Annotated in this window: 18 protein-coding genes; 7 read left to right on the top strand and 11 right to left on the bottom strand. The window is 62.6% G+C overall.

Annotation, left to right across the window (positions count from 1 at the left end; all coding sequences use genetic code 11):
* Positions 1 to 32: 32 nt before the first annotated feature.
* Both nusA and rimP read right to left on the bottom strand, forming a co-directional pair.
* Positions 33 to 1,064, bottom strand: coding sequence for a transcription termination factor NusA (nusA, locus tag M0639_RS12370; protein ID WP_003942738.1), 1,032 nt, complete (start codon positions 1,062 to 1,064; stop codon positions 33 to 35).
* Positions 1,061 to 1,681 (bottom strand): ribosome maturation factor RimP, encoded by a 621-nt coding sequence (gene rimP, locus M0639_RS12365; RefSeq protein ID WP_064073681.1) that lies wholly within the window; start codon positions 1,679 to 1,681, stop codon positions 1,061 to 1,063. The genes nusA and rimP overlap by 4 nt, the downstream gene beginning before the upstream one ends.
* Positions 1,682 to 1,952: 271 nt before the next feature.
* Here rimP and M0639_RS12360 point away from each other — a divergent pair, with 271 nt between their 5' ends.
* Positions 1,953 to 2,405, top strand: a complete 453-nt coding sequence (locus M0639_RS12360) for a hypothetical protein (RefSeq protein ID WP_007735037.1) — start codon at positions 1,953 to 1,955, stop codon at positions 2,403 to 2,405.
* Positions 2,402 to 2,857, top strand: coding sequence for a ferritin-like domain-containing protein (locus M0639_RS12355; RefSeq protein ID WP_080726667.1), 456 nt, complete (start codon positions 2,402 to 2,404; stop codon positions 2,855 to 2,857). Before M0639_RS12360 ends, M0639_RS12355 begins: the two co-directional genes overlap by 4 nt.
* Positions 2,858 to 2,910: 53 nt before the next feature.
* On the opposite strand, the gene M0639_RS12350 is transcribed toward M0639_RS12355, so the two are convergent.
* A complete protein-coding gene (locus tag M0639_RS12350) occupies positions 2,911 to 4,335 on the bottom strand; it encodes an MFS transporter (RefSeq protein WP_064073682.1) in 1,425 nt (474 codons plus the stop codon).
* 83 nt (positions 4,336 to 4,418) lie between these two features.
* Between M0639_RS12350 and M0639_RS12345 the strand changes: the two genes are divergently transcribed.
* The 3 genes from M0639_RS12345 (at position 4,419) to M0639_RS12335 (ending at position 6,475) form a co-directional block, all read left to right on the top strand.
* The gene (locus M0639_RS12345) at positions 4,419 to 5,054 is read left to right on the top strand and encodes a TetR/AcrR family transcriptional regulator (protein WP_003942694.1); all 636 of its coding nucleotides are present in this window, start codon (positions 4,419 to 4,421) and stop codon (positions 5,052 to 5,054) included.
* 93 nt (positions 5,055 to 5,147) lie between these two features.
* The gene (locus tag M0639_RS12340) at positions 5,148 to 5,645 is read left to right on the top strand and encodes a nuclear transport factor 2 family protein (RefSeq protein ID WP_007735030.1); all 498 of its coding nucleotides are present in this window, start codon (positions 5,148 to 5,150) and stop codon (positions 5,643 to 5,645) included.
* Entirely contained in the window at positions 5,642 to 6,475 is an 834-nt protein-coding gene (locus M0639_RS12335; protein WP_003942723.1) for an SDR family NAD(P)-dependent oxidoreductase, read from the top strand. Before M0639_RS12340 ends, M0639_RS12335 begins: the two co-directional genes overlap by 4 nt.
* Here the strand turns inward: M0639_RS12335 and M0639_RS12330 are convergent.
* Both M0639_RS12330 and M0639_RS12325 read right to left on the bottom strand, forming a co-directional pair.
* The gene (locus M0639_RS12330; RefSeq protein ID WP_007735024.1) at positions 6,437 to 7,393 is read right to left on the bottom strand and encodes a DMT family transporter; all 957 of its coding nucleotides are present in this window, start codon (positions 7,391 to 7,393) and stop codon (positions 6,437 to 6,439) included. The genes M0639_RS12335 and M0639_RS12330 overlap by 39 nt on opposite strands.
* Before the next feature lie 91 nt (positions 7,394 to 7,484).
* Positions 7,485 to 8,780: an MFS transporter gene (locus tag M0639_RS12325; RefSeq protein ID WP_039973469.1), complete on the bottom strand. Its 1,296-nt coding sequence runs from the start codon at positions 8,778 to 8,780 to the stop codon at positions 7,485 to 7,487.
* Between the two features lie 159 nt (positions 8,781 to 8,939).
* On the opposite strand from M0639_RS12325, the gene M0639_RS12320 reads away from it, so the two are divergent.
* Positions 8,940 to 9,365, top strand: a complete 426-nt coding sequence (locus M0639_RS12320; RefSeq protein ID WP_003942732.1) for a pyridoxamine 5'-phosphate oxidase family protein — start codon at positions 8,940 to 8,942, stop codon at positions 9,363 to 9,365.
* A 75-nt stretch (positions 9,366 to 9,440) separates the two neighbouring features.
* On the opposite strand, the gene M0639_RS12315 is transcribed toward M0639_RS12320, so the two are convergent.
* From M0639_RS12315 to M0639_RS12295, 5 genes are all read right to left on the bottom strand, one after another.
* On the bottom strand, positions 9,441 to 10,220 hold the full coding sequence (locus M0639_RS12315; RefSeq protein WP_030535621.1) for a nuclear transport factor 2 family protein: 780 nt from the start codon (positions 10,218 to 10,220) through the stop codon (positions 9,441 to 9,443).
* Positions 10,217 to 11,947 carry an acyl-CoA dehydrogenase family protein gene (locus M0639_RS12310; protein ID WP_064073683.1) on the bottom strand — a complete coding sequence of 577 codons (1,731 nt, stop codon included), beginning with the start codon at positions 11,945 to 11,947 and terminating at the stop codon, positions 10,217 to 10,219. The genes M0639_RS12315 and M0639_RS12310 overlap by 4 nt, the downstream gene beginning before the upstream one ends.
* Before the next feature lie 58 nt (positions 11,948 to 12,005).
* On the bottom strand, positions 12,006 to 12,665 hold the full coding sequence (locus M0639_RS12305) for a rhomboid-like protein (protein ID WP_003942804.1): 660 nt from the start codon (positions 12,663 to 12,665) through the stop codon (positions 12,006 to 12,008).
* Positions 12,666 to 12,687: 22 nt separating this feature from the next.
* Positions 12,688 to 13,359 (bottom strand): O-methyltransferase, encoded by a 672-nt coding sequence (locus M0639_RS12300; RefSeq protein WP_042450748.1) that lies wholly within the window; start codon positions 13,357 to 13,359, stop codon positions 12,688 to 12,690.
* A gap of 79 nt (positions 13,360 to 13,438) precedes the next feature.
* Positions 13,439 to 15,184, bottom strand: a complete 1,746-nt coding sequence (locus M0639_RS12295; RefSeq protein WP_042450750.1) for a proline--tRNA ligase — start codon at positions 15,182 to 15,184, stop codon at positions 13,439 to 13,441.
* Between the two features lie 55 nt (positions 15,185 to 15,239).
* Here M0639_RS12295 and yaaA point away from each other — a divergent pair, with 55 nt between their 5' ends.
* Positions 15,240 to 15,983, top strand: a complete 744-nt coding sequence (gene yaaA, locus M0639_RS12290; protein ID WP_007735009.1) for a peroxide stress protein YaaA — start codon at positions 15,240 to 15,242, stop codon at positions 15,981 to 15,983.
* A gap of 12 nt (positions 15,984 to 15,995) precedes the next feature.
* Here yaaA and M0639_RS12285 read toward each other — a convergent pair whose 3' ends face one another.
* The gene (locus M0639_RS12285) at positions 15,996 to 17,504 is read right to left on the bottom strand and encodes a protein adenylyltransferase SelO (RefSeq protein WP_058038651.1); all 1,509 of its coding nucleotides are present in this window, start codon (positions 17,502 to 17,504) and stop codon (positions 15,996 to 15,998) included.
* Positions 17,505 to 17,533 lie beyond the last annotated feature (29 nt).

Genomic DNA, 17,533 nt, shown 5'->3' with positions numbered 1-17,533 from the left:
CGCCGAACCGTCTCGATCACTGCATTCCACCGTTATCCGTTGGACGTGGCGGGCCGGTCGGACGCGTCGCCAACGGGTGCCGCATCGCTACGAATGTCGATACGCCAACCCGTCAACCGCGCAGCCAGGCGGGCATTTTGACCCTCTTTTCCGATGGCCAACGAAAGCTGGAAATCGGGCACGATGACACGGGCCGCACGAGCCTCGGGATCGACGACAGTGACGGAGACCACTTTCGACGGGGAAAGTGCGTTGCCCACAAACGTCGCGGGATCTTCGTCGAAGTCGATGATGTCGATCTTCTCCCCCGCGAGTTCGCTCATGACGTTGCGGACGCGCTGACCCATCGGGCCGATGCATGCACCCTTTGCGTTGAGCCCCTGCACACGTGAGGCGACGGCGATCTTGGAACGATGCCCCGCTTCGCGCGCGACGTTGATGATCTCGACGCTGCCGTCCGCAATCTCTGGAACCTCGAGTGCGAACAACTTGCGAACCAGGTTCGGGTGGGTCCGCGAGAGGGTGATCTGTGGGCCGCGGGCTCCGCGAGCAACCCCGACGACATAGCACTTGATGCGCTCACCGTGCTCGTAGTTCTCGCCGGGAACCTGTTCTGCAGGCGGCAACAATCCTTCGGCGCCATTGGATTCGCTGCCGATTCGGACGACGACCATTCCGCGGGAATTCGCACGCGTGTCACGCTGAATGACACCGCCGACGATTTCACCCTCATGGGTCGAGAACTCACCGAAACTGCGCTCGTGCTCGGCGTCGCGCAGACGCTGCAGGATGACCTGGCGCGCGGTGGTGGCCGCGATGCGTCCGAATCCCTCGGGAGTGTCGTCCCACTCCTCACCGATCATGTTGCCGTCGGCATCGGTGTCGTGCGCCATCACTCGCACCGAACCGGTCTTGATGTTGACATCGATCCGAGCGTTCTGCTTGTGCCCCTCGGTGTGGCGGTACGCCGTCAGCAGCGCGGTCTGGATCGTGGCGATCACAGTTTCGATCGAGACACCTTTTTCGGCTTCGATCGCTCGCAACGCTGCAATGTCGATATTCACTTGTCGAACCCTTCTTCGTTTTCTACGTCTTCTAATTCTGCTTCGTCGTCTTCGACACTGTCCACGCCCGAGTCCTCGGTGAGGTCAACCGCATCCGAAGGAACTGCGCGCCCCTCCGGGATGCCGCCCGCGAGTTCCAACTCCGCCTCACTGGGCTTCGAGAACTCCACCTGAACTACAGCCTTTTGAACGTCGCCCAGTGCAATCTCGCGCACGGTCAGTCCGCCACGGCCACCGATGACAACTGCCACGGAATCGCCGTTCAACGTTCCGATACGGCCCACCACGGTCTCGCCGGCCAGATCGATTCGCGCTTTACGTCCGCGAGCCCGACGCCAGTGACGATCGAGCGTCAGTGGGCGATCGATTCCCGGAGAGGTCACCTCGAGGGTGTACGGCGTTTCACCGATTTCCTCGAGGGTGTCGAAAAGTTCCGAAACGAGTCTGCTGATCTCCGCGGCGGCATCGAGCTCGATCCCGGCATCGCTGTCGACCATGATGCGCACCGCGCTGTGCTTGCCCGCACTGGTCACGACAACGTCTTCGACGTCGTAACCCTGGGCGTGCACGAGTTCGGAGATCAGCTCGATCACCCTCTCCCTGGATGGCACCGGCATCTCGCGAACTCCTCATTTCAGTTGTCGTCGATTGTCCGACTTGTGTCGACTGTCGACGTGGGCGGCTGCGAGCATGAAAAGACACCAGGTGCCACATGCTGCAAGCATCCAAGAGTACCGCTCATTGCGCGTCTCCGTGACCAGAGTGCCCGACGCACGTCACACTTGAACACGTCACGCGGATTCGAACGATCGGCCGACCACCTGGCACGATGGACTGGTGCTGACGCCCATGACTACTACCCCACTCTCCCGGCGGAGTGCGCTCAAGATGACGGGAACCGCAGCAGCGTTGGGCGCTGCGGCCTTCTCGTTGTCCGCCTGCACCGACAACGGCACAGCGGAGGCGGCTGCAGAAGTCGACCAGCTGACGGCCCAAGCCGATCGAGCCCGCTCCGACGCGGCAGCCGCAACCGCCGCCATCGCTCTCGCGCCGGACAAGTCGGCATCACTGACCACGATCAGCGCCGAACGCACAGCGCATGCACTCGAACTCGACGCCGAGATTGCGCGAGCAGCGGGCAGCGGCGCCTCTGCGACCACAGCGCCCCCGTCGACCTCGGTCGCAAACGCTCCTACGGGCGTCGAAACCTTGAGTACCTCGCTGGCCGATTCGGCGCGCAGTGCCGCGGATCTCGCTCGGACGATGTCCGGCTATCGCGCGGGCCTGCTCGGTTCGATCAGCGCGTCGTGCTCGACTCAGGTTGCGGTGTTGCTTCCGTGATCACTTCGCACACCCGTCGATCCGAGAGTTCTGCCTTGCTGACCGCAATCGAATCAGAGAATGCCGCGATCTTCGCTTACGGAGTGGTTGCCGCGTTTTCGAATCCTGCCCGTGTCAACGAGGTTGCCACGCACACAGCAGCGCACCGCGCACGACGTGATGCGCTGGTTGCCCTGTCGACCGACGCGGGCGTGACCCCGCCGACAGCCGCGGCAGCGTACGAGATCCCGTTTCCGGTGACGGACGCCGTTACCGCGGCACAACTGGCAGCACAGATCGAATCCGACACCGCCGTGACCTACCGGGCATTCGTCGAACAGGTCGATACCGACCAACTCCGCACATTCGGAATCGACGGCCTGACCGATGCGGCAATCCGCGGCGCCGGATGGCGGTCCGCGCTGGGAACCGCTCCGGCCACCTCAGCGTTCCCGGGGGACCCGGCTTCGTAACTGCTGTGCGCCTTTATTAACCCCCGGCGGTTAATAAAGGCGCACAGCAGTGCTCAGGCCTTGCGATGCGAGGGCACGAACCACGCCGCGACAACCGCAACCAATACGAAGCAACCGCCGACGCGCAGTGCAGGTGTCAGCGCATCTCCGTAACCGAGTGGCGTGAGGGCACCGCCGGCGGCAAGGAAGACTGCAGTGAGAACCGCGATTCCCAGTGCAACACCGATCTCACGAAGCGTCGAGTTGGTCGAACTGGCCGTTCCGTGATCAGGCTCGTCCATGTCGACGAGTACCGCCGTCGAGCTCGGCGCGAAGGTCAGGCCCATGCCGATGCCCGCCATCAGTAGAGCCGGAACCAGCGACCCGTACGTCACGTCGGGACCGATCAACGCTGCCAACCAGAACAATGCTCCGGCCTGGAGCAACAGACCGGTCAGCAGAAGCGAACGGAGCCCGACCTTCGGCGCCAGAAAACCGGCGAGAGGCGCGAAGATCATCGGCGCTGCCGTCCACGGAAGCGTCCGCAGGCCTGCTTGGAACGGGCTGTAGCCCATCACGATCTGGAGGTACTGCGAGAGCAGGAACACCGCCCCGAAGATTCCGATCGAGAAGGTCAAGCCGATGACGTTCGCCATCGAGAAGCTGCGTGAACGGAACAGACGTAGGGGCATCACCGGATGCGAGGTCTTCATCTCGCGAAGAACGAACAGTGCCAACGCGACTGCGGACCCGACCAACGACGCAACTACTCCAAGCGATCCCCAGCCGTCGTCGTTGCCGTGAACGATCCCCCACACCGCCAGGAACACACCGAGTCCGGCGAGTGCGACACCGGGAAGGTCGAGAGGCTGTGTGCGACCGGTCGATTCGCGCAGCGCGTACAACGCGAGAGGAACAGCGACGATCGCAACCGGCACGTTTATCCAGAAGATGCCCTGCCACGAGAACCCGTCGACTACCGCTCCACCGACCACGGGACCCATCGCGATCCCCAGGCCGGAGACGCCACCCCACACGCCGATTGCCATGGCACGCTTGGCTTCCGGTACCGCTGCCACGAGGAGAGTGAGTGAGAGCGGCATGATCGCGGCAGCGCCGGCGCCCTGAAAGGCTCGGGCCGCGATGAGCAGGCTCGGTGTCGTCGACAACGCCGAAGCAATCGACGCCGCCGTGAACAGCCCGATCCCGAACACGAACATCTTGCGGCGCCCCCACCGATCGCCGAGCGTCGTCGCCGAAAGCATCAGCGTCGCAAAGCAGAGCGTGTACGCATTCATGAACCACTGAAGTTGCCCGACGGACGCATTCAGCTCCTTCTCGATCACCGGCAGCGCGCTCGTCATCACGAGGTTGTCGAGGGTGGCCATGAACATGGGCAGAGAGGCAGCAACCATCGCTATCGCGATCGGAACCTTACGTCCTCCACTGCTTTCCGACCCGGATGCGGCGTCCGATCCGGACTTCGTCAAAACGGTCATCGTGATTCCTCGAGTGAAGGTGCCTTAAGGCATCGAATGATTACTTAAGTCGAAACTAAGCTATCCGGTGATAACGTGTCAACATGTCGATCGGTGCAGCTGAACCACGTACCCGCAGGATGAGCGCACCGGAACGTCGCGCGTTGGTCCTTGCCGCGGCAACGCGAGCATTCGCAAAGGGTGGATACTCGGGGACCAGTACGGACGCCGTCGCCAAGGAAGCCGGTGTCTCGCAGCCCTACGTCGTGCGCATGTTCGGAACCAAGGCAGATTTGTTCCACGCAGTGTTCACGCGCGCGCTCGACGAAATCGTCCGCACCTTCAACGACAAATTGGATACGGTCACGATCGATCCGAGCAATCCGCAGTTCTGGGCCGAACTCGGATCCGCCTACGGCGAGCTGGTTCTCGACCGAGATCTACTGCTTGTCATGCTGCACGGCTTCGCCACCAGCACCGATGATGTCGCCGCCGTCTCCCGGAACGCCATGTCCGGCATCTACACCTTGCTGCGCGAGCGCACCGGTTGCACACCCGAGCAAGCGCGTTTGTTCATCGCGAACGGGATGCTGATCAACAATCTGCTCGCAATGATGGCGCCCGAACACGCCGAAGAAGATCCAGCCCTCGGCGAGCTCTGGGGCAGCGTCTTCAGCGACTCGACTGCGATCACGCTCACCGGCGACGAATCCTCGAGCGAAACCGACACCGATTCCTGACCGGTCACTGGGAAAAACTACACACATGTGACTGAGGACACCCTACAGTCGATCCGACATGTCTCCGGGAAACCCAGACGAAAAGGACCGACGTTGGATCTCGCACAACGCCTCGACGCGCTCGAACAGATCGAGGAAATCAAGAAGCTCAAGCACGGCTACTGGCGAGCATGTGATGCCAAGGATCCAGTTGGGTTCCGCAACAGCTTCATCCGTTCCGGAGCGTCGATCGACTACGGCCGCCTCGGCGCCTTCGACGACGCGGGGCCGATGGCGGACATCTTCGAGAAGATCGCTCTTCGCAAGGTCGACGGCCGGTACGCGGTCCTCGACATGCATCACGGATTGCATCCCGACATCACACTGACCTCGGAGACGTCGGCGGTGGGGCGATGGGCTCTGCAGTTCCGCCAGATCGACACCGTCGGGCGCACCGAGAAGTTGATGACCGGCGAATACGACGACAAGTACGTGATCGAGGACGGTATGTGGAAAATGAGTCAATGCCATTTCACGGAGACGTGGTCGATCACCACTCCCCTTTCTCCGGACGCTGACATCGCCGAGGGTTCGTTGGGTGGGCCGCGATGACGACGAACGGAAAAGTTGCGCTCGTAACCGGTGCCAGCCGGAGCGTCGGCAAGGGCATTGCCCTCGCGCTGGGAAGCGACGGATGGACGGTGTACGTGACGGCCCGAGGAACCGTCGGCGACGACGGCCCACTCGATCGCACCGCAGCCGAGATCACCGAGCGCGGTGGTCACGGCATTGCCGTGCAGTGCGATCACGCCGACGATCAACAGATCGTCGACCTGTTTGCACGCATCGCCGAGGAACAGTCAGGCCGCCTCGATCTTCTGGTCAACAACGTCTGGGCAAACCCGGCGGGTTATGCAGGCTTCGCCGATCCGTTCTGGAAGAGGCCGATCGACGATTGGGATTCGCTGATCGGAATCGGACTGCGCGCCCACTACGTTGCTTCGGTGGAAGCGGCGAAGTTGATGGTTCCCCGGGGCAGTGGAGTGATCGGCAACATCTCGTCGTTCGGCACCCGCGGGTACCTGCACTCTGTGCTGTACGGGATGTCGAAGGCAGGTTTGGACAAGATGGCCGCGGACATGGCTGTCGAATTGAAGGGGACCGGCGTCACCGCACTTTCCTTCTGGCTCGGGTTGATCCGCAACGAGCGGATGGAGGCGAGTGGGATCGAGAGCTTCGAAGGCTTCTCACTGGCCGAGGCCGAAACCCCGGAATTCGTCGGCCAAGTCATCACTGCATTGGCCAACGATCCAGAAGTGAACGCGCGCAGCGGTCACACACTGATCACCGCCGAGACGGCCGTCGAGTACGGAATCACCGACGCCAACGGGAAACAACCGGCGTCACACCGCAGTGCCTTCGGTGGCGGCCCGCTTTTCTGATTCATCAGTAGCAGTGGTCGCGTCGCGTGCCGGCACAGCACGCGGCGCTGCCACTCGCGCCTTCAGGGCAAGCCAGGCACACCCGATGACGACGACACCGCCGGCCACGATCGAGGGCGACAACGTCTCACCGAGTATCAGCGCCGACCAGGCAATGCTGAGCACCGGTTGAACCAACTGTGTTTGGCTCACAGTGGAAATGGGACCGATCGCCAGACCCCGGTACCAAGGAAAGAACCCGAGAAACATACTCACGCATCCCAGGTAGGCAAACGAAAGCCACGAATTCACATCGGCAGAGACCGGAGCCTGGGCCATGGACGCCACCGTCAACGCAATCGTGACCGGCAGTCCGAGAATCAATGCCCAGGCAATCGTCTGCCACGACCCGATCTCGCGGGCCAGCAACGCACCTTCCGAATATGCCAGCGCTGCACACACAACCGCGGCGAACAGAAGAAGATCAGCGAGATGAAACGAGCCGAGTCCGCCGTTTGCAATCGCCACGAACCCTACGACCGATACCGCGCCGGCGGCGCTTGCCCACCAGAATCCCTTACTGGGACGCTCTTTTCCTCGGACGACCGCAAATACCGCGGTCGCAGCGGGAAGTAGCCCGATCACGACTGCCGCGTGACTCGCCGGCGATGTCTGCAACGCAAACGTGGTGAACAGTGAAAACCCCAGTACCGCACCAACAGTCACGAGTGCGATGCGCAACCACTGCCGAAGCGTCGGAAGCGTCGCGCGAGTAACCGACAGCATCACAATCGCAAGGGCCCCGGCAACGACGGCGCGGCCCGCGCCGACGAACAGGGGGTCGAGATCCGCGACGGCGACCCGCGTGAGCGGAACGGTGAACGAGAACGCCAGCACACCGAGCAAGCCCCACCACAAACCGGATCGAGACGATGGCATCGGTAGCGGTGCCTGCGGCGCGACGATAGCGCTACTCTTCATACTCATGTTTTACGATAGCAGCAGCACGCCAACCAGCGAAACTGGTATTTCAGGTGCGCACCCGTGTGCAGGAGATAGAAATTGCTCCGAGCAGTCCGACGAGCGCGAAAGCGTAGAAGCCCCACGGCACGGCGTAACCCGCGCCCAGGAGGACTCCGCCCAGGATCGGGCCACAGATCGCACCGACCCGGCCGACACCTGCCGACCATCCGAGCGCGGTCGCGCGAATCTGAGGTGGGTGATTGGCGCTCGTGAAGGCGTAGACCAGTACCTGCGCACTGAACACGAAGCATCCGGCGAGGAAGACCATCACGTAGATTCCGAACGACACCTTCACACTCAGAAGCGCCAGGAACAGTGCAGCTCCGGCGAACCACACGATGGCTGCAGTCCGCGGGCCGATCTTGTTCGCGACGCCCCCGGCGATCAAGAGTCCGACGACGGCGCCGGCATTGAGGATCAGAAGGAACGTCAACGACGCCCCGAGGTTGTAACCGGCCTCACGCATGATCGTCGGAAGCCATGTGTTCAATCCGTAGACGAGCAGCAAGCCCATGAAACTGGTGATCCAGATGGCGATGCTGTTGCGCAGGAACTTCGAAGAGAACAGTGCGCGAACGGGATTGGCGGCTTCGGCGCGCTCAACTTCGGACGTGGGCGCAATCTCGAGTTCGACTCCGTAACGGGCAGCGATTTCCTCGGCTTCGGCACGCTTTCCGTGAGCGAGAAGGTACGACGGGGATTCCGGCAGATACCGCAACATGAGTGGAATCAGGGCGACGGCAGGAAGTGCGCCGACAACGAACATCGCTCGCCAACCGAAAGGTTCGATCACGACGAGCGCCAGCGCTGCGGTGGCAACGGCGCCGACGTGGTAGCCGGTCATCAGCATGGTCGACGCAGATCCACCGCCTTGTTTCTTCGAGAATTCGTTGACCAGAGCCAATGCCGTCGGTAGGGCGCCACCCAGCCCCACACCGGCAAAGAAGCGCAGCAGCCCGAAGATGAACGGATTGGGCGCAATTGCGCACAACAGAGTCAGAATCGAGAATGCGGCAACGGCGTACAGCAGCGCGCGGCGTCGACCGATGACGTCGGTGAGAGTGCCGATGACGAGGGCGCCGATGGTCATGCCGATGAGCCCGAAGGTCGAGATCATCGTGATCGTGCCGGTACTCAAACCCCACGCGTCGTAGTCGAGAAGCGAAGGAATGACCGCGCCGAGTACGACCAGGTCGAATCCGTCCAGAAGCACAGCGATCCAACACAACGGTGCTACCCACATTGCGGCACGCGCCCCAGGCGAACCGGTGATTGAACTCGACTGCGTATGCGGTGCGGTCATCGGATCCTCGACATTCACTGCTTGTGGGCGTTCGCGACCGGTTGGGATCCAGTAGTTCGGATCGAAACGTGTTCGCATTGCGAACGCCTGTTCATAATGAGCACATCGATTGTGTACGGAGTCACAACGCCATGTCAAACGTCGCGGTAATCTCGAGGAATGGCACTCTCCGAAAATGAGCGTGAACAGTTCCTGGCCGAACCCCACATCGGGGCGCTGTCCGTGGCGGACGGCACCGAGCGCGGTCCGTTGACCGTCCCGATCTGGTACCTGTACTCACCCGGTGGCAAACCATGGATCCTCACGGGCAAGGATTCGCGAAAGGCACGACTCATAGAGTCGGCCGGGCATTTCTCGTTGATGGCCGAAAGGCTCGATCCGACAATCCGTTACGTCAGCGTCAGCGGATCCGTCGACAAGATCGTTCCGGGCACCGACGAGATGCTGGTCGAAGTCTCGCGGCGTTACCTGGCTCCGGACAAGGTCGACGGGTATCTCGAATTCGCGCGATCGCAGTTGGGCGAACAGGTAGCGATCTACATGAATCCGCAGCACTGGCTGTCTGCGGATCTCGGGGCGATCTGACAATTCTCAGAAAAGCGAAGGCTCGGCGCGCCGGAGTGGCGCGCCGAGCCTGACCTGCATGTGGAGGGCTCTATGTCAGCTCTCGGTGAAGAAACGCACCCGATTGAGTCGATGACCGCTCGCCTCGAAGCCGAATAATGCGATGGCCGGTTCCCCGCACACGATGACGCTCGCCGTCACGGTGCGACCGGCAACCAGCATCTTGCTCTTCGTCACGCCGGTGAGCAGAGCGTTGACATCAGCGTTGGACAACTGCGTCCCCGCCGGAAGCTCGACGGGTACCGGCGGCGTTCGGCCGACAGCGGCCGCATCGAGGAACCGCGACGCTGCCTTCTTGCCTTTGTCTCCGACGCCGAAGATGCCGCGCGAGAACCCGAGCGCCCCGCCGATCCCCTGGTTCGAGAGCAACTGCGGCGTCAACTTCGCGGCCGCCTTCACCCCCGCCACACCAGCAGTCGCGAGCTGGCTCAACATCGTCGCCAATTCCCAATGCGCGTAGAGGGTTCCGATCCGCAAGGAATCGGGCTCCCCCACCAAGTCGTAGCGCAAGTGCATCGGAACGTCGAGAACGACTCCGGTCGACATCTCGGTAGCGAGGCTCAGATCGCGCCACACCGTCCGGCCGCACACGATGTCGCGCTCGACATGGAAGGTGATCGAATTGGGGGCGATGAACGTGTCGTAGAAACTCTCGATCGCCGCCTGACCGTTGTGCGGACGTGAACCTACAGGGTCGTTGACCTGTCCGTCGCCGGCAAACAGGGCCACCCAGGTCGAGCGGTCATGCGCGCCGACGGCTTTCGGGGATCCCTCCACGACGGCCATCAACTGCTCGCGCGTCACCGGCGCGGTCATGCGCGCATCTCGTATGCACCGTCGTACGCCTTGACCTGCTGCCACACCCGGTCGAAGCGTTCACTGTCGACAACAGGCTTCCGCACCGCGGCCAGGGCCCACTTCTGCTGCTCGGGTGTCGACGACGGCTTTCCGTGCAGCGCGATCGCGTATCCCGAGAAGTCACGAATCTGGAAGTCGAAGATCTGATCGACAACGTCGGCGTCGAGCCCGCTGATCTCGGCCTGTTCGAGAATCAGATGACCGTAGACGACGAGAGAGAACAGGTGCCCGACGTTGAGCATGAAATCGAGATCCTTCTGCTGCTGCGCGTCCGGCGCTGCAGCAGTGAGCAATTCGGTGAGCGCGATCGCCTGCTCGTAAAAACGGGCGACGTTCGGAATCGAAGAGTGCTTCTCGTAGAGGGGCTTCCACTCGTGGAACTGAATCTTCGCAGCGCCGCGGGTAGGCCCCTGGTTCCAGAAGAACTCGTCGTCGGCGGCGTCGTCGCGCGTGACGATCTCCGGGAACTGCGCCGAGTTGAACAGATAGTTCGGCAAGAACTTGAGAATCAGGCCGACGTTGACGTGGACGGTGCCCTCGAGCTTGGGCAGCGTGCCGATCATCTGCGCTGCCTCGCGGAAGTACGTGGACTTCTCGTATCCCTTGGCTGCGATCACATCGTGCAGCAACCCGACCACCTTCTCACCTTCGGAGGTGACCTTGGCCTTGGTCATGGGATTGAACAGCAGGTAGCGACGGTCCTCGAGGCTGGCGCTGCGGAAGTAGTCGACCGCCCGCGCACTGAACTGCTTCATCGCGATCAGACGTGAGTACGCGTCGACGAAGGCGGCGCGAACGTGGGCGAAATCCGTGACGGGATTGCCGTACAGAATTCGATTCTGCGCGTGAGTGATTGCCTCGAAGAACGCATGCTCGGTGATGCCGATGGAGCCGGTGCAGAGGTTGAACTTTCCGACGTTGACCGTGTTGAGCGCGGCCTCGAATGCGGCGACGCCGGTGTGCAGAATGTCTTCCTCGCGCACCGGGTAATCGTCGAGGCGGAAATTGCTGACATACATCTGCCCGCGCAGGACGTTGTCCACTAGCTGATAGTTCGGATGTGCACTGTCGGCGACAAAGAACACGTAGCCTTCGGGGCCCTCGACGTCGGTACGACGCCCGAACACAGACACCATTCCGGCTACGTTGCCGTTTCCGATGTAGTACTTCTCGCCGCTCGCGCGGAAGGCGACGTCGCCGTCGGTGGGAGTGAGGAGCATGTCGGTGGAGTACACGTCGGCGCCGTGGTCGCGCTCGGACAGCCCGAACGCCATGACACCACCGTCGGCAAGTTCCTGCGCTGCACGCTTCTTCGCAGCGTCGTTGTCACTCATCCAGATCGGTCCGAGTCCGAGGATCGTGACCTGCCAGGCGTACCAGTAAGCGAGTCCGTAAAAACCGAAGATCTCACTCAAGGCCGCGTTGCGGGCACCGTCCCAACGACGGTTCTCGTCACCGTCGGCGAATGCCGCCGGAGTCTGGAACGTCGCGAACAACTTCTCCTTGCCGACGAATTCGAGAAAGTCGGAGACCCACACGGCGTCGAGGTCGTCCTGAAGCAGTTGCTTCTTACCGCGGCTCTCGAACCATTCGATGGTGGCTCGCAGCAAACGGCGGGTCTCCGGATCGAACTGAGCGGGGTCGTAAGTATGGGGGTTGAAGAGCAATCCATCGGTGCCAGACACGTCATTACCTTTCGTCGATGACGCTAAACTACCAGCGGGTAACTTTCCGCGGTGCGATTCATGGAAGACCTGCGATTCTTCGCGAATGCCACAGGTCCATCGGATTCCACGTGCCGGCCCGAGCGCGCGTGATCGGGTAGCACGCCAACCCGAGCAACAACGCAGACATGTGGCCGATGGCGGTGAAATTGGTGGCGAAAATCAGAGGTACACCATAGAAGAGCAGCAACCCCGCGAGATAGACGTATCGCCACGGATCGACGATTCGATATACCAGAATCCCCATGACGCCGGCCAGACCGTAACTCACACCCACGTCGAGAGTGTTGACCGCCGACTCCGCCACGTATCCGTGCCGAATACCTTCGTACAGAACACCTTCGCTGATGTACGTGGCTCCGACGTGGGCGATGACGACAACACACAGCCACCGCCACGTCCCGAGCCAACGCTCAGCCGTTGCATGAAAGATGGTGAAGAGAACCAGGTATCCCAACCAACCGCCACCTTCGAGCCAGAAGGCACTCGAGAACAGGACTCGCAGCGGGTCTTCGGCCAGGTGATGCAGATTGGTCGAGCGCTTGCCGAGAAAACGCTCCTCGACATTGTCGGGCAGATGCCGAAGGAAGAGCGTGGTGAACAGCAGGGCCAGCAACCAGACGTAGGTACCGGGAGCACTGCGCACCCATCGCCATGCCGCCTTTGCTGCCCCCAGCATCCTCACCGCTTCGAGTCTGCGCTCACTCGTTCACTACTGCAACGGCAAACCCGTCCCATCCCTTCGAACCCACGGTTTGAATGGCGGTGCCGTCGAGTTTCGGCTCGGCCGCGATCATCTCCAACACCGCTCGACTCGCTTTGACGCGCTCGTCGTCGATATCCGGGTTGGACACATGTCCCCCACGCACCACGTTGTCCACGATGATGACGGTTCCGGGATGCGAAAGGGCCAACGCCCACCGCACGTACTCGGTGTTGTTCTCCTTGTCGGCGTCGATGAAGACCAAGTCGAAAGGTCCCAACTCTTCTTTCGCGATCAACGGGAGACTGTCGAGCGCAGCGCCGACGCGGATGTCGACACGGTCAGCCAGTTCGGCACGCTCGATATTCGCCCGAGCGACATCCGCATGGGTGGGATCGAATTCCAGCGTGATGACCTGGCCCGAGGGACCGACCGCGCGAGCGAGCCAGATCGTGCTGTATCCGCCGAGCGTTCCGATCTCGAGAACATTGCGCGCCAAGCACATTCGCGCCAGAAGGTTGAGGAGCTTGCCCTGGTTCGGCGCCACGTCGATGGGCGGGAGACCTGCCTCGGAATTGGCGGCGAGTGCCGCGTCGAGAACCGGATCTTCACCTACCAACGTGGAAACGAGATAGCCGTCGACTTCTGCCCAATCCGGTTCGCGTTCCATAGCCACGATTGTGGCAGAAAAGAAGGGCCGCCGCAGACACCTCGGAAGGTGACTGCGGCGGCCCGGACAGCTATTCGAATCAGCCGCGAACTGCGGCGATGATCTCCTCGATCGCTGAATTGGCGTCGATCTCACGGCTCTCGCCGGTGAAGCGGTCGCGAATCTCGACCTTGCCGTCGGCCCAACCACGGCCGACGACAACGATCAGCGGAACACCGATCAGCTCGGAGTCCTTGAACTTCACGCCCGGCGATGCCTTGCGGTCGTCGAGGATCACTTCGAGTCCCGCGCGGTCGAGCTGCGCGGCGAGGCCTTCGGCGCCTTCGCGAGCGGTCTCGTCCTTGTTCGCAATGACGAGGTAAACGTCGGCCGGTGAGACCTCAGCGGGCCAACGCAGACCCTTCTCGTCATGGTGCTGCTCGGCAATGACGGCCACCAGACGCGAGACGCCGACGCCGTACGAACCCATGGTCGGGCGGACGGGCTTGCCGTTCTCGGCGAGGACGTCGACGGTGAAGACGTCGGTGTACTTGCGGCCGAGTTGGAAGACGTGCCCGATCTCGATACCGCGAGCCGAGACCAGCGTGCCGGCTCCATCGGGAGAGGCGTCGCCGTCACGAACCTCGGCGGCTTCGATGGTTCCGTCAGGGGTGAAGTCGCGACCGGCAACGAGGCCGACCACGTGCTTGCCGTCTTCGTCGGCGCCGGTGATCCAGCTGGTGCCGTCGACGACGCGCGGGTCGACAAGGTAGCGAACTCCGTTGGCCTGCAGCGCCTTCGGGCCGATATAACCCTTGGCCAGGAACGGGTTGTTCTTGAAGTCGGTCTCGGTGATCATCACGAACTCGGCCGGCTCCAGCGAAGCCTCGAGGCGCTTTTCGTCGACCTCACGGTCGCCGGGGATGCCGATGCCGAGAAGTTCCCATTCGCCGCCGGGCAGGCGGGTCTTGACCATGATGTTCTTGAGAGTGTCGGCGGCGGTCACGGTACGGCCGAGATCAGCGCCGTTCGCCCAGTCCACCAGGGTGTCGATGGTGGGTGTGTTCGCGGTGTCGTACACCTTGGCTTCGGGCAGCCCGTCAAACGGAATCGAGTCGGGAACGACAGTCTTGACGGCCTCGACGTTGGCGGCGTAGCCGGATTCGAGGCAGCGCACGTAGGTGTCTTCGCCGATCTCGCTCTCGGCAAGGAACTCCTCGGACGCGCTGCCGCCCATCGCACCGGAGGTCGCCGAGACGATGACGTACTTGACGCCCAGACGCGTGAAGATCTTCTCGTAGGCACCGCGATGCGCCTGGTACGACTCCGTCAGGCCTTCGTCGGTCAGGTCGAAGGAGTAGGAATCCTTCATGAGGAACTCGCGGCCACGCAGAATGCCGGCACGCGGACGCTCTTCGTCGCGGTACTTGGTCTGCACCTGGTACAGGGTGACCGGGAAGTCCTTGTAGGAGTTGTACTCACCCTTGACCGTCAGAGCAAAGAGCTCCTCGTGGGTCGGGCCGAGCATGTAGTCGTTGCCCTTGCGGTCCTTGAGGCGGAACAGGTTGGGGCCGTACTCGGTCCAGCGGTTCGACGCTTCGTAGGGATCGCGCGGGAGCAGCGCAGGCAGCAGGATTTCCTGTCCGCCAATTGCATTCATTTCTTCACGGACGACACGCTCTACCTCGCGCAGCACCCGCAATCCCAGCGGCAACCACGAGTAGACGCCTGGAGCGATACGACGCACGTAGCCGGCACGAACCAGCAGTTTGTGGCTGGCAACTTCGGCGTCCGAGGGATCGTCACGCAGGGTACGCAGGAACAGGTGGGACAGACGGGTAATCACGAGGTGTAAGGATAGTCGCCGCAGTCGGCCGAGCGGGCCTCGGTACGGTTACAGCGTGCTTGTACTGCTGCCTCCCTCAGAAACCAAGTCCGACGGCGGCAAGGATGCGCCCCTCGATCTGGCCGAACTGTCGATGCCCCAGTTGACCGAAACGCGCGAATTGCTGGTTCAGACGCTGGTCGATCTGGCCGCTGACGTCGAGGCGTCGTGCGAAGCGCTCGGGCTCGGCCCGACGCAAGCAGACGAAGTGGAGCGCAATGCCAAGCTGTGGGTGTCCGCGACGCGGCCCGCACTACAGCGCTACACCGGCGTGCTCTTCGACGCCCTCGACGCAAAGTCGTTCACCCGCGCCCAGAAGGCGAAGGCGCTCGATCGGATCGCCATTGGTTCCGCTCTGTTCGGTGCTGTCCGCGCAGGAGATCTGATCCCCGCCTACCGCCTCTCTGGCGGGTCCAAGCTGCCGGGGATGGGGACGCTGCGCTCGCTGTGGAAGCCGGAGCTGCCGAAGGCCCTGGCCGCCGAAGCCGACGGCCTTGTCATCGATCTACGATCCGGCACCTACCAAGACCTCGGACCTGTTCCGGACGCCTTGATCGCAACGGTCCTCACCGAGAAGCCGGACGGCACCCGGACGGTGGTCAGTCACTTCAACAAGCACCACAAGGGTCTGCTCGCCCGTGCGCTGGTGGTCTCGCGCGCCGAACCGACCGATATCAAGGGTGTCGCGCGGGTGGCGTCGAAGGCCGGCCTGCGGGTGGAAATCGCGTCGGAGCGTGAACTGATCATCCTGACGGATTGATGGCTTCGTCTGTCAAGTGCCGCAGAAGGTTTGGAACGTCTCGCTGAAAGACCGCGGAGCCGCCTCGGTGTAGTCAGCCCACTCGTCGCGTCGGTCGAATGGATGCGTGACAACCTCCAGCAGCTTCTCGAATGGAGCGAGGTCGCCGTCGGTCGCGGCGCGCAGGGCAGCGTCGAGCCGATGATTACGCGGAATGTACAGCGGGTTGACGCGATCCATCGCGCTCGCGGTCTCCGCGGCCCCTTGTCCGTTTTCGGTCAGGGCTCCCTGCCACCGCTGCAACCAGGGCGCGATGTGCTCCCGTGGCACGAGTTGGTCGAGAGGCGCCGAATTTCCGCGCAATTCGTCCGCGAGTGCGCGGAAACTGCCTGTCCAATCAGCTCCGTGTTCCGCCAACAACGTCAGCAGATCGTCGACGAGCGCCCGATCGACAAACGGCTGGGCCAGACCGATCTTTGCCGCGAGACCGGCCGCATAGTGTCCCTCGTAGCGCTCGTCGAAGGTCTCGAGAACTGCCGACGCCGCGGAAATCGCATTGTCGGGTGCGGAATCGATCAGCGGCAACAGTGTTTCTGCCAAGCGCGCCAGATTCCACTTCAGTACAGCGGGCTGATTGCCGAACGCATAGCGGCCCCCGTGGTCGATCGAGCTGAACACTGCCGCCGGATCGAATGCGTCGAGGAAGGCGCACGGACCGTAATCGATGGTCTCTCCCGAAATTGTCGTGTTGTCGGTGTTCATGACCCCGTGCACGAAACCGATGAGCATCCACCTCGCCACCAGTGACGCCTGCGCCTCGACGACCGCCTCGAGGAACCTCAGATAGCGATTGTGTGTACCCGTTGACGGAAGTTCGGTCAGCTCCGGGTAGTGCCGGGCGATCGCGTAGTCGGTGAGCGGCTGCAAGACCTCGCCCTGCCGGGCCGCGAACTCGAAGGTCCCAACGCGTAGGTGACTCGACGCGATCCGTGCAAGCACGGCACCGGGTTCTGCGCCGTTGCGGCGAACGTCTCGGCCCGTCGCCACCACCGACAGCGCGCGTGTAGTGGGGACACCGAGGGCATTCATCGCCTCGCTGACGAGATATTCGCGCAGCATCGGCCCTACGACCGCATACCCGTCGCCGCCCCGAGAGAACGGTGTGCGCCCGGAGCCTTTCAGATGCAAGTCCACTCGCTGCCCGGCACTGCTGACGAGTTCGCCGAGTAACAACGCCCGACCGTCCCCGAGAATCGGTGCGTACCCACCGAACTGATGACCCGCATACGCCATCGCCACCGGTGTGGCCCCGACCGGCACCGTCGACCCGGACAGGACGCCGATCCCGTCCACACTTCGCAGCGCTGCTACGTCCAATCTCAACGACGCAGCCAGCTGCTCGTTCACCACGAGCAACTGCGGGTCAGGGGCGGCAGCACCTTGCCACGGCACCGTCAGAGCGCCGAGTTCGTCGGCGAACGTGCTCTCGAGGCCGGCCACGATGGTGACCGTGTCTGCTGTGGATTCCTGGAATGCGGCCATCACACGAGAGTAGTGACCGTGCGACAACC

The organism is Rhodococcus qingshengii JCM 15477 (genome assembly GCF_023221595.1).
In the GTDB taxonomy this organism is placed as follows: domain Bacteria; phylum Actinomycetota; class Actinomycetes; order Mycobacteriales; family Mycobacteriaceae; genus Rhodococcus_F; species Rhodococcus_F qingshengii.
The sequence above is the reverse complement of the archived record's forward strand: the minus strand, read 5'-3'. Positions and strand labels throughout refer to the sequence as shown.

Bases quoted from the DNA above. Each gene is read 5' to 3' on its own strand.
- rimP (WP_064073681.1), bottom strand. From the start codon at position 1,681: ATGCCGGTGCCATCCAGGGAGAGGGTGATCGAGCTGATCTCCGAACTC.
- M0639_RS12360 (WP_007735037.1), top strand. From the start codon at position 1,953: ATGACGGGAACCGCAGCAGCGTTGGGCGCTGCGGCCTTCTCGTTGTCC.
- M0639_RS12350 (WP_064073682.1), bottom strand. From the start codon at position 4,335: ATGACCGTTTTGACGAAGTCCGGATCGGACGCCGCATCCGGGTCGGAA.
- M0639_RS12345 (WP_003942694.1), top strand. From the start codon at position 4,419: ATGTCGATCGGTGCAGCTGAACCACGTACCCGCAGGATGAGCGCACCG.
- M0639_RS12335 (WP_003942723.1), top strand. From the start codon at position 5,642: ATGACGACGAACGGAAAAGTTGCGCTCGTAACCGGTGCCAGCCGGAGC.
- M0639_RS12330 (WP_007735024.1), bottom strand. From the start codon at position 7,393: ATGCCATCGTCTCGATCCGGTTTGTGGTGGGGCTTGCTCGGTGTGCTG.
- M0639_RS12325 (WP_039973469.1), bottom strand. From the start codon at position 8,780: ATGACCGCACCGCATACGCAGTCGAGTTCAATCACCGGTTCGCCTGGG.
- M0639_RS12320 (WP_003942732.1), top strand. From the start codon at position 8,940: ATGGCACTCTCCGAAAATGAGCGTGAACAGTTCCTGGCCGAACCCCAC.
- M0639_RS12315 (WP_030535621.1), bottom strand. From the start codon at position 10,220: ATGACCGCGCCGGTGACGCGCGAGCAGTTGATGGCCGTCGTGGAGGGA.
- M0639_RS12305 (WP_003942804.1), bottom strand. From the start codon at position 12,665: ATGCTGGGGGCAGCAAAGGCGGCATGGCGATGGGTGCGCAGTGCTCCC.
- M0639_RS12300 (WP_042450748.1), bottom strand. From the start codon at position 13,359: ATGGAACGCGAACCGGATTGGGCAGAAGTCGACGGCTATCTCGTTTCC.
- M0639_RS12285 (WP_058038651.1), bottom strand. From the start codon at position 17,504: ATGGCCGCATTCCAGGAATCCACAGCAGACACGGTCACCATCGTGGCC.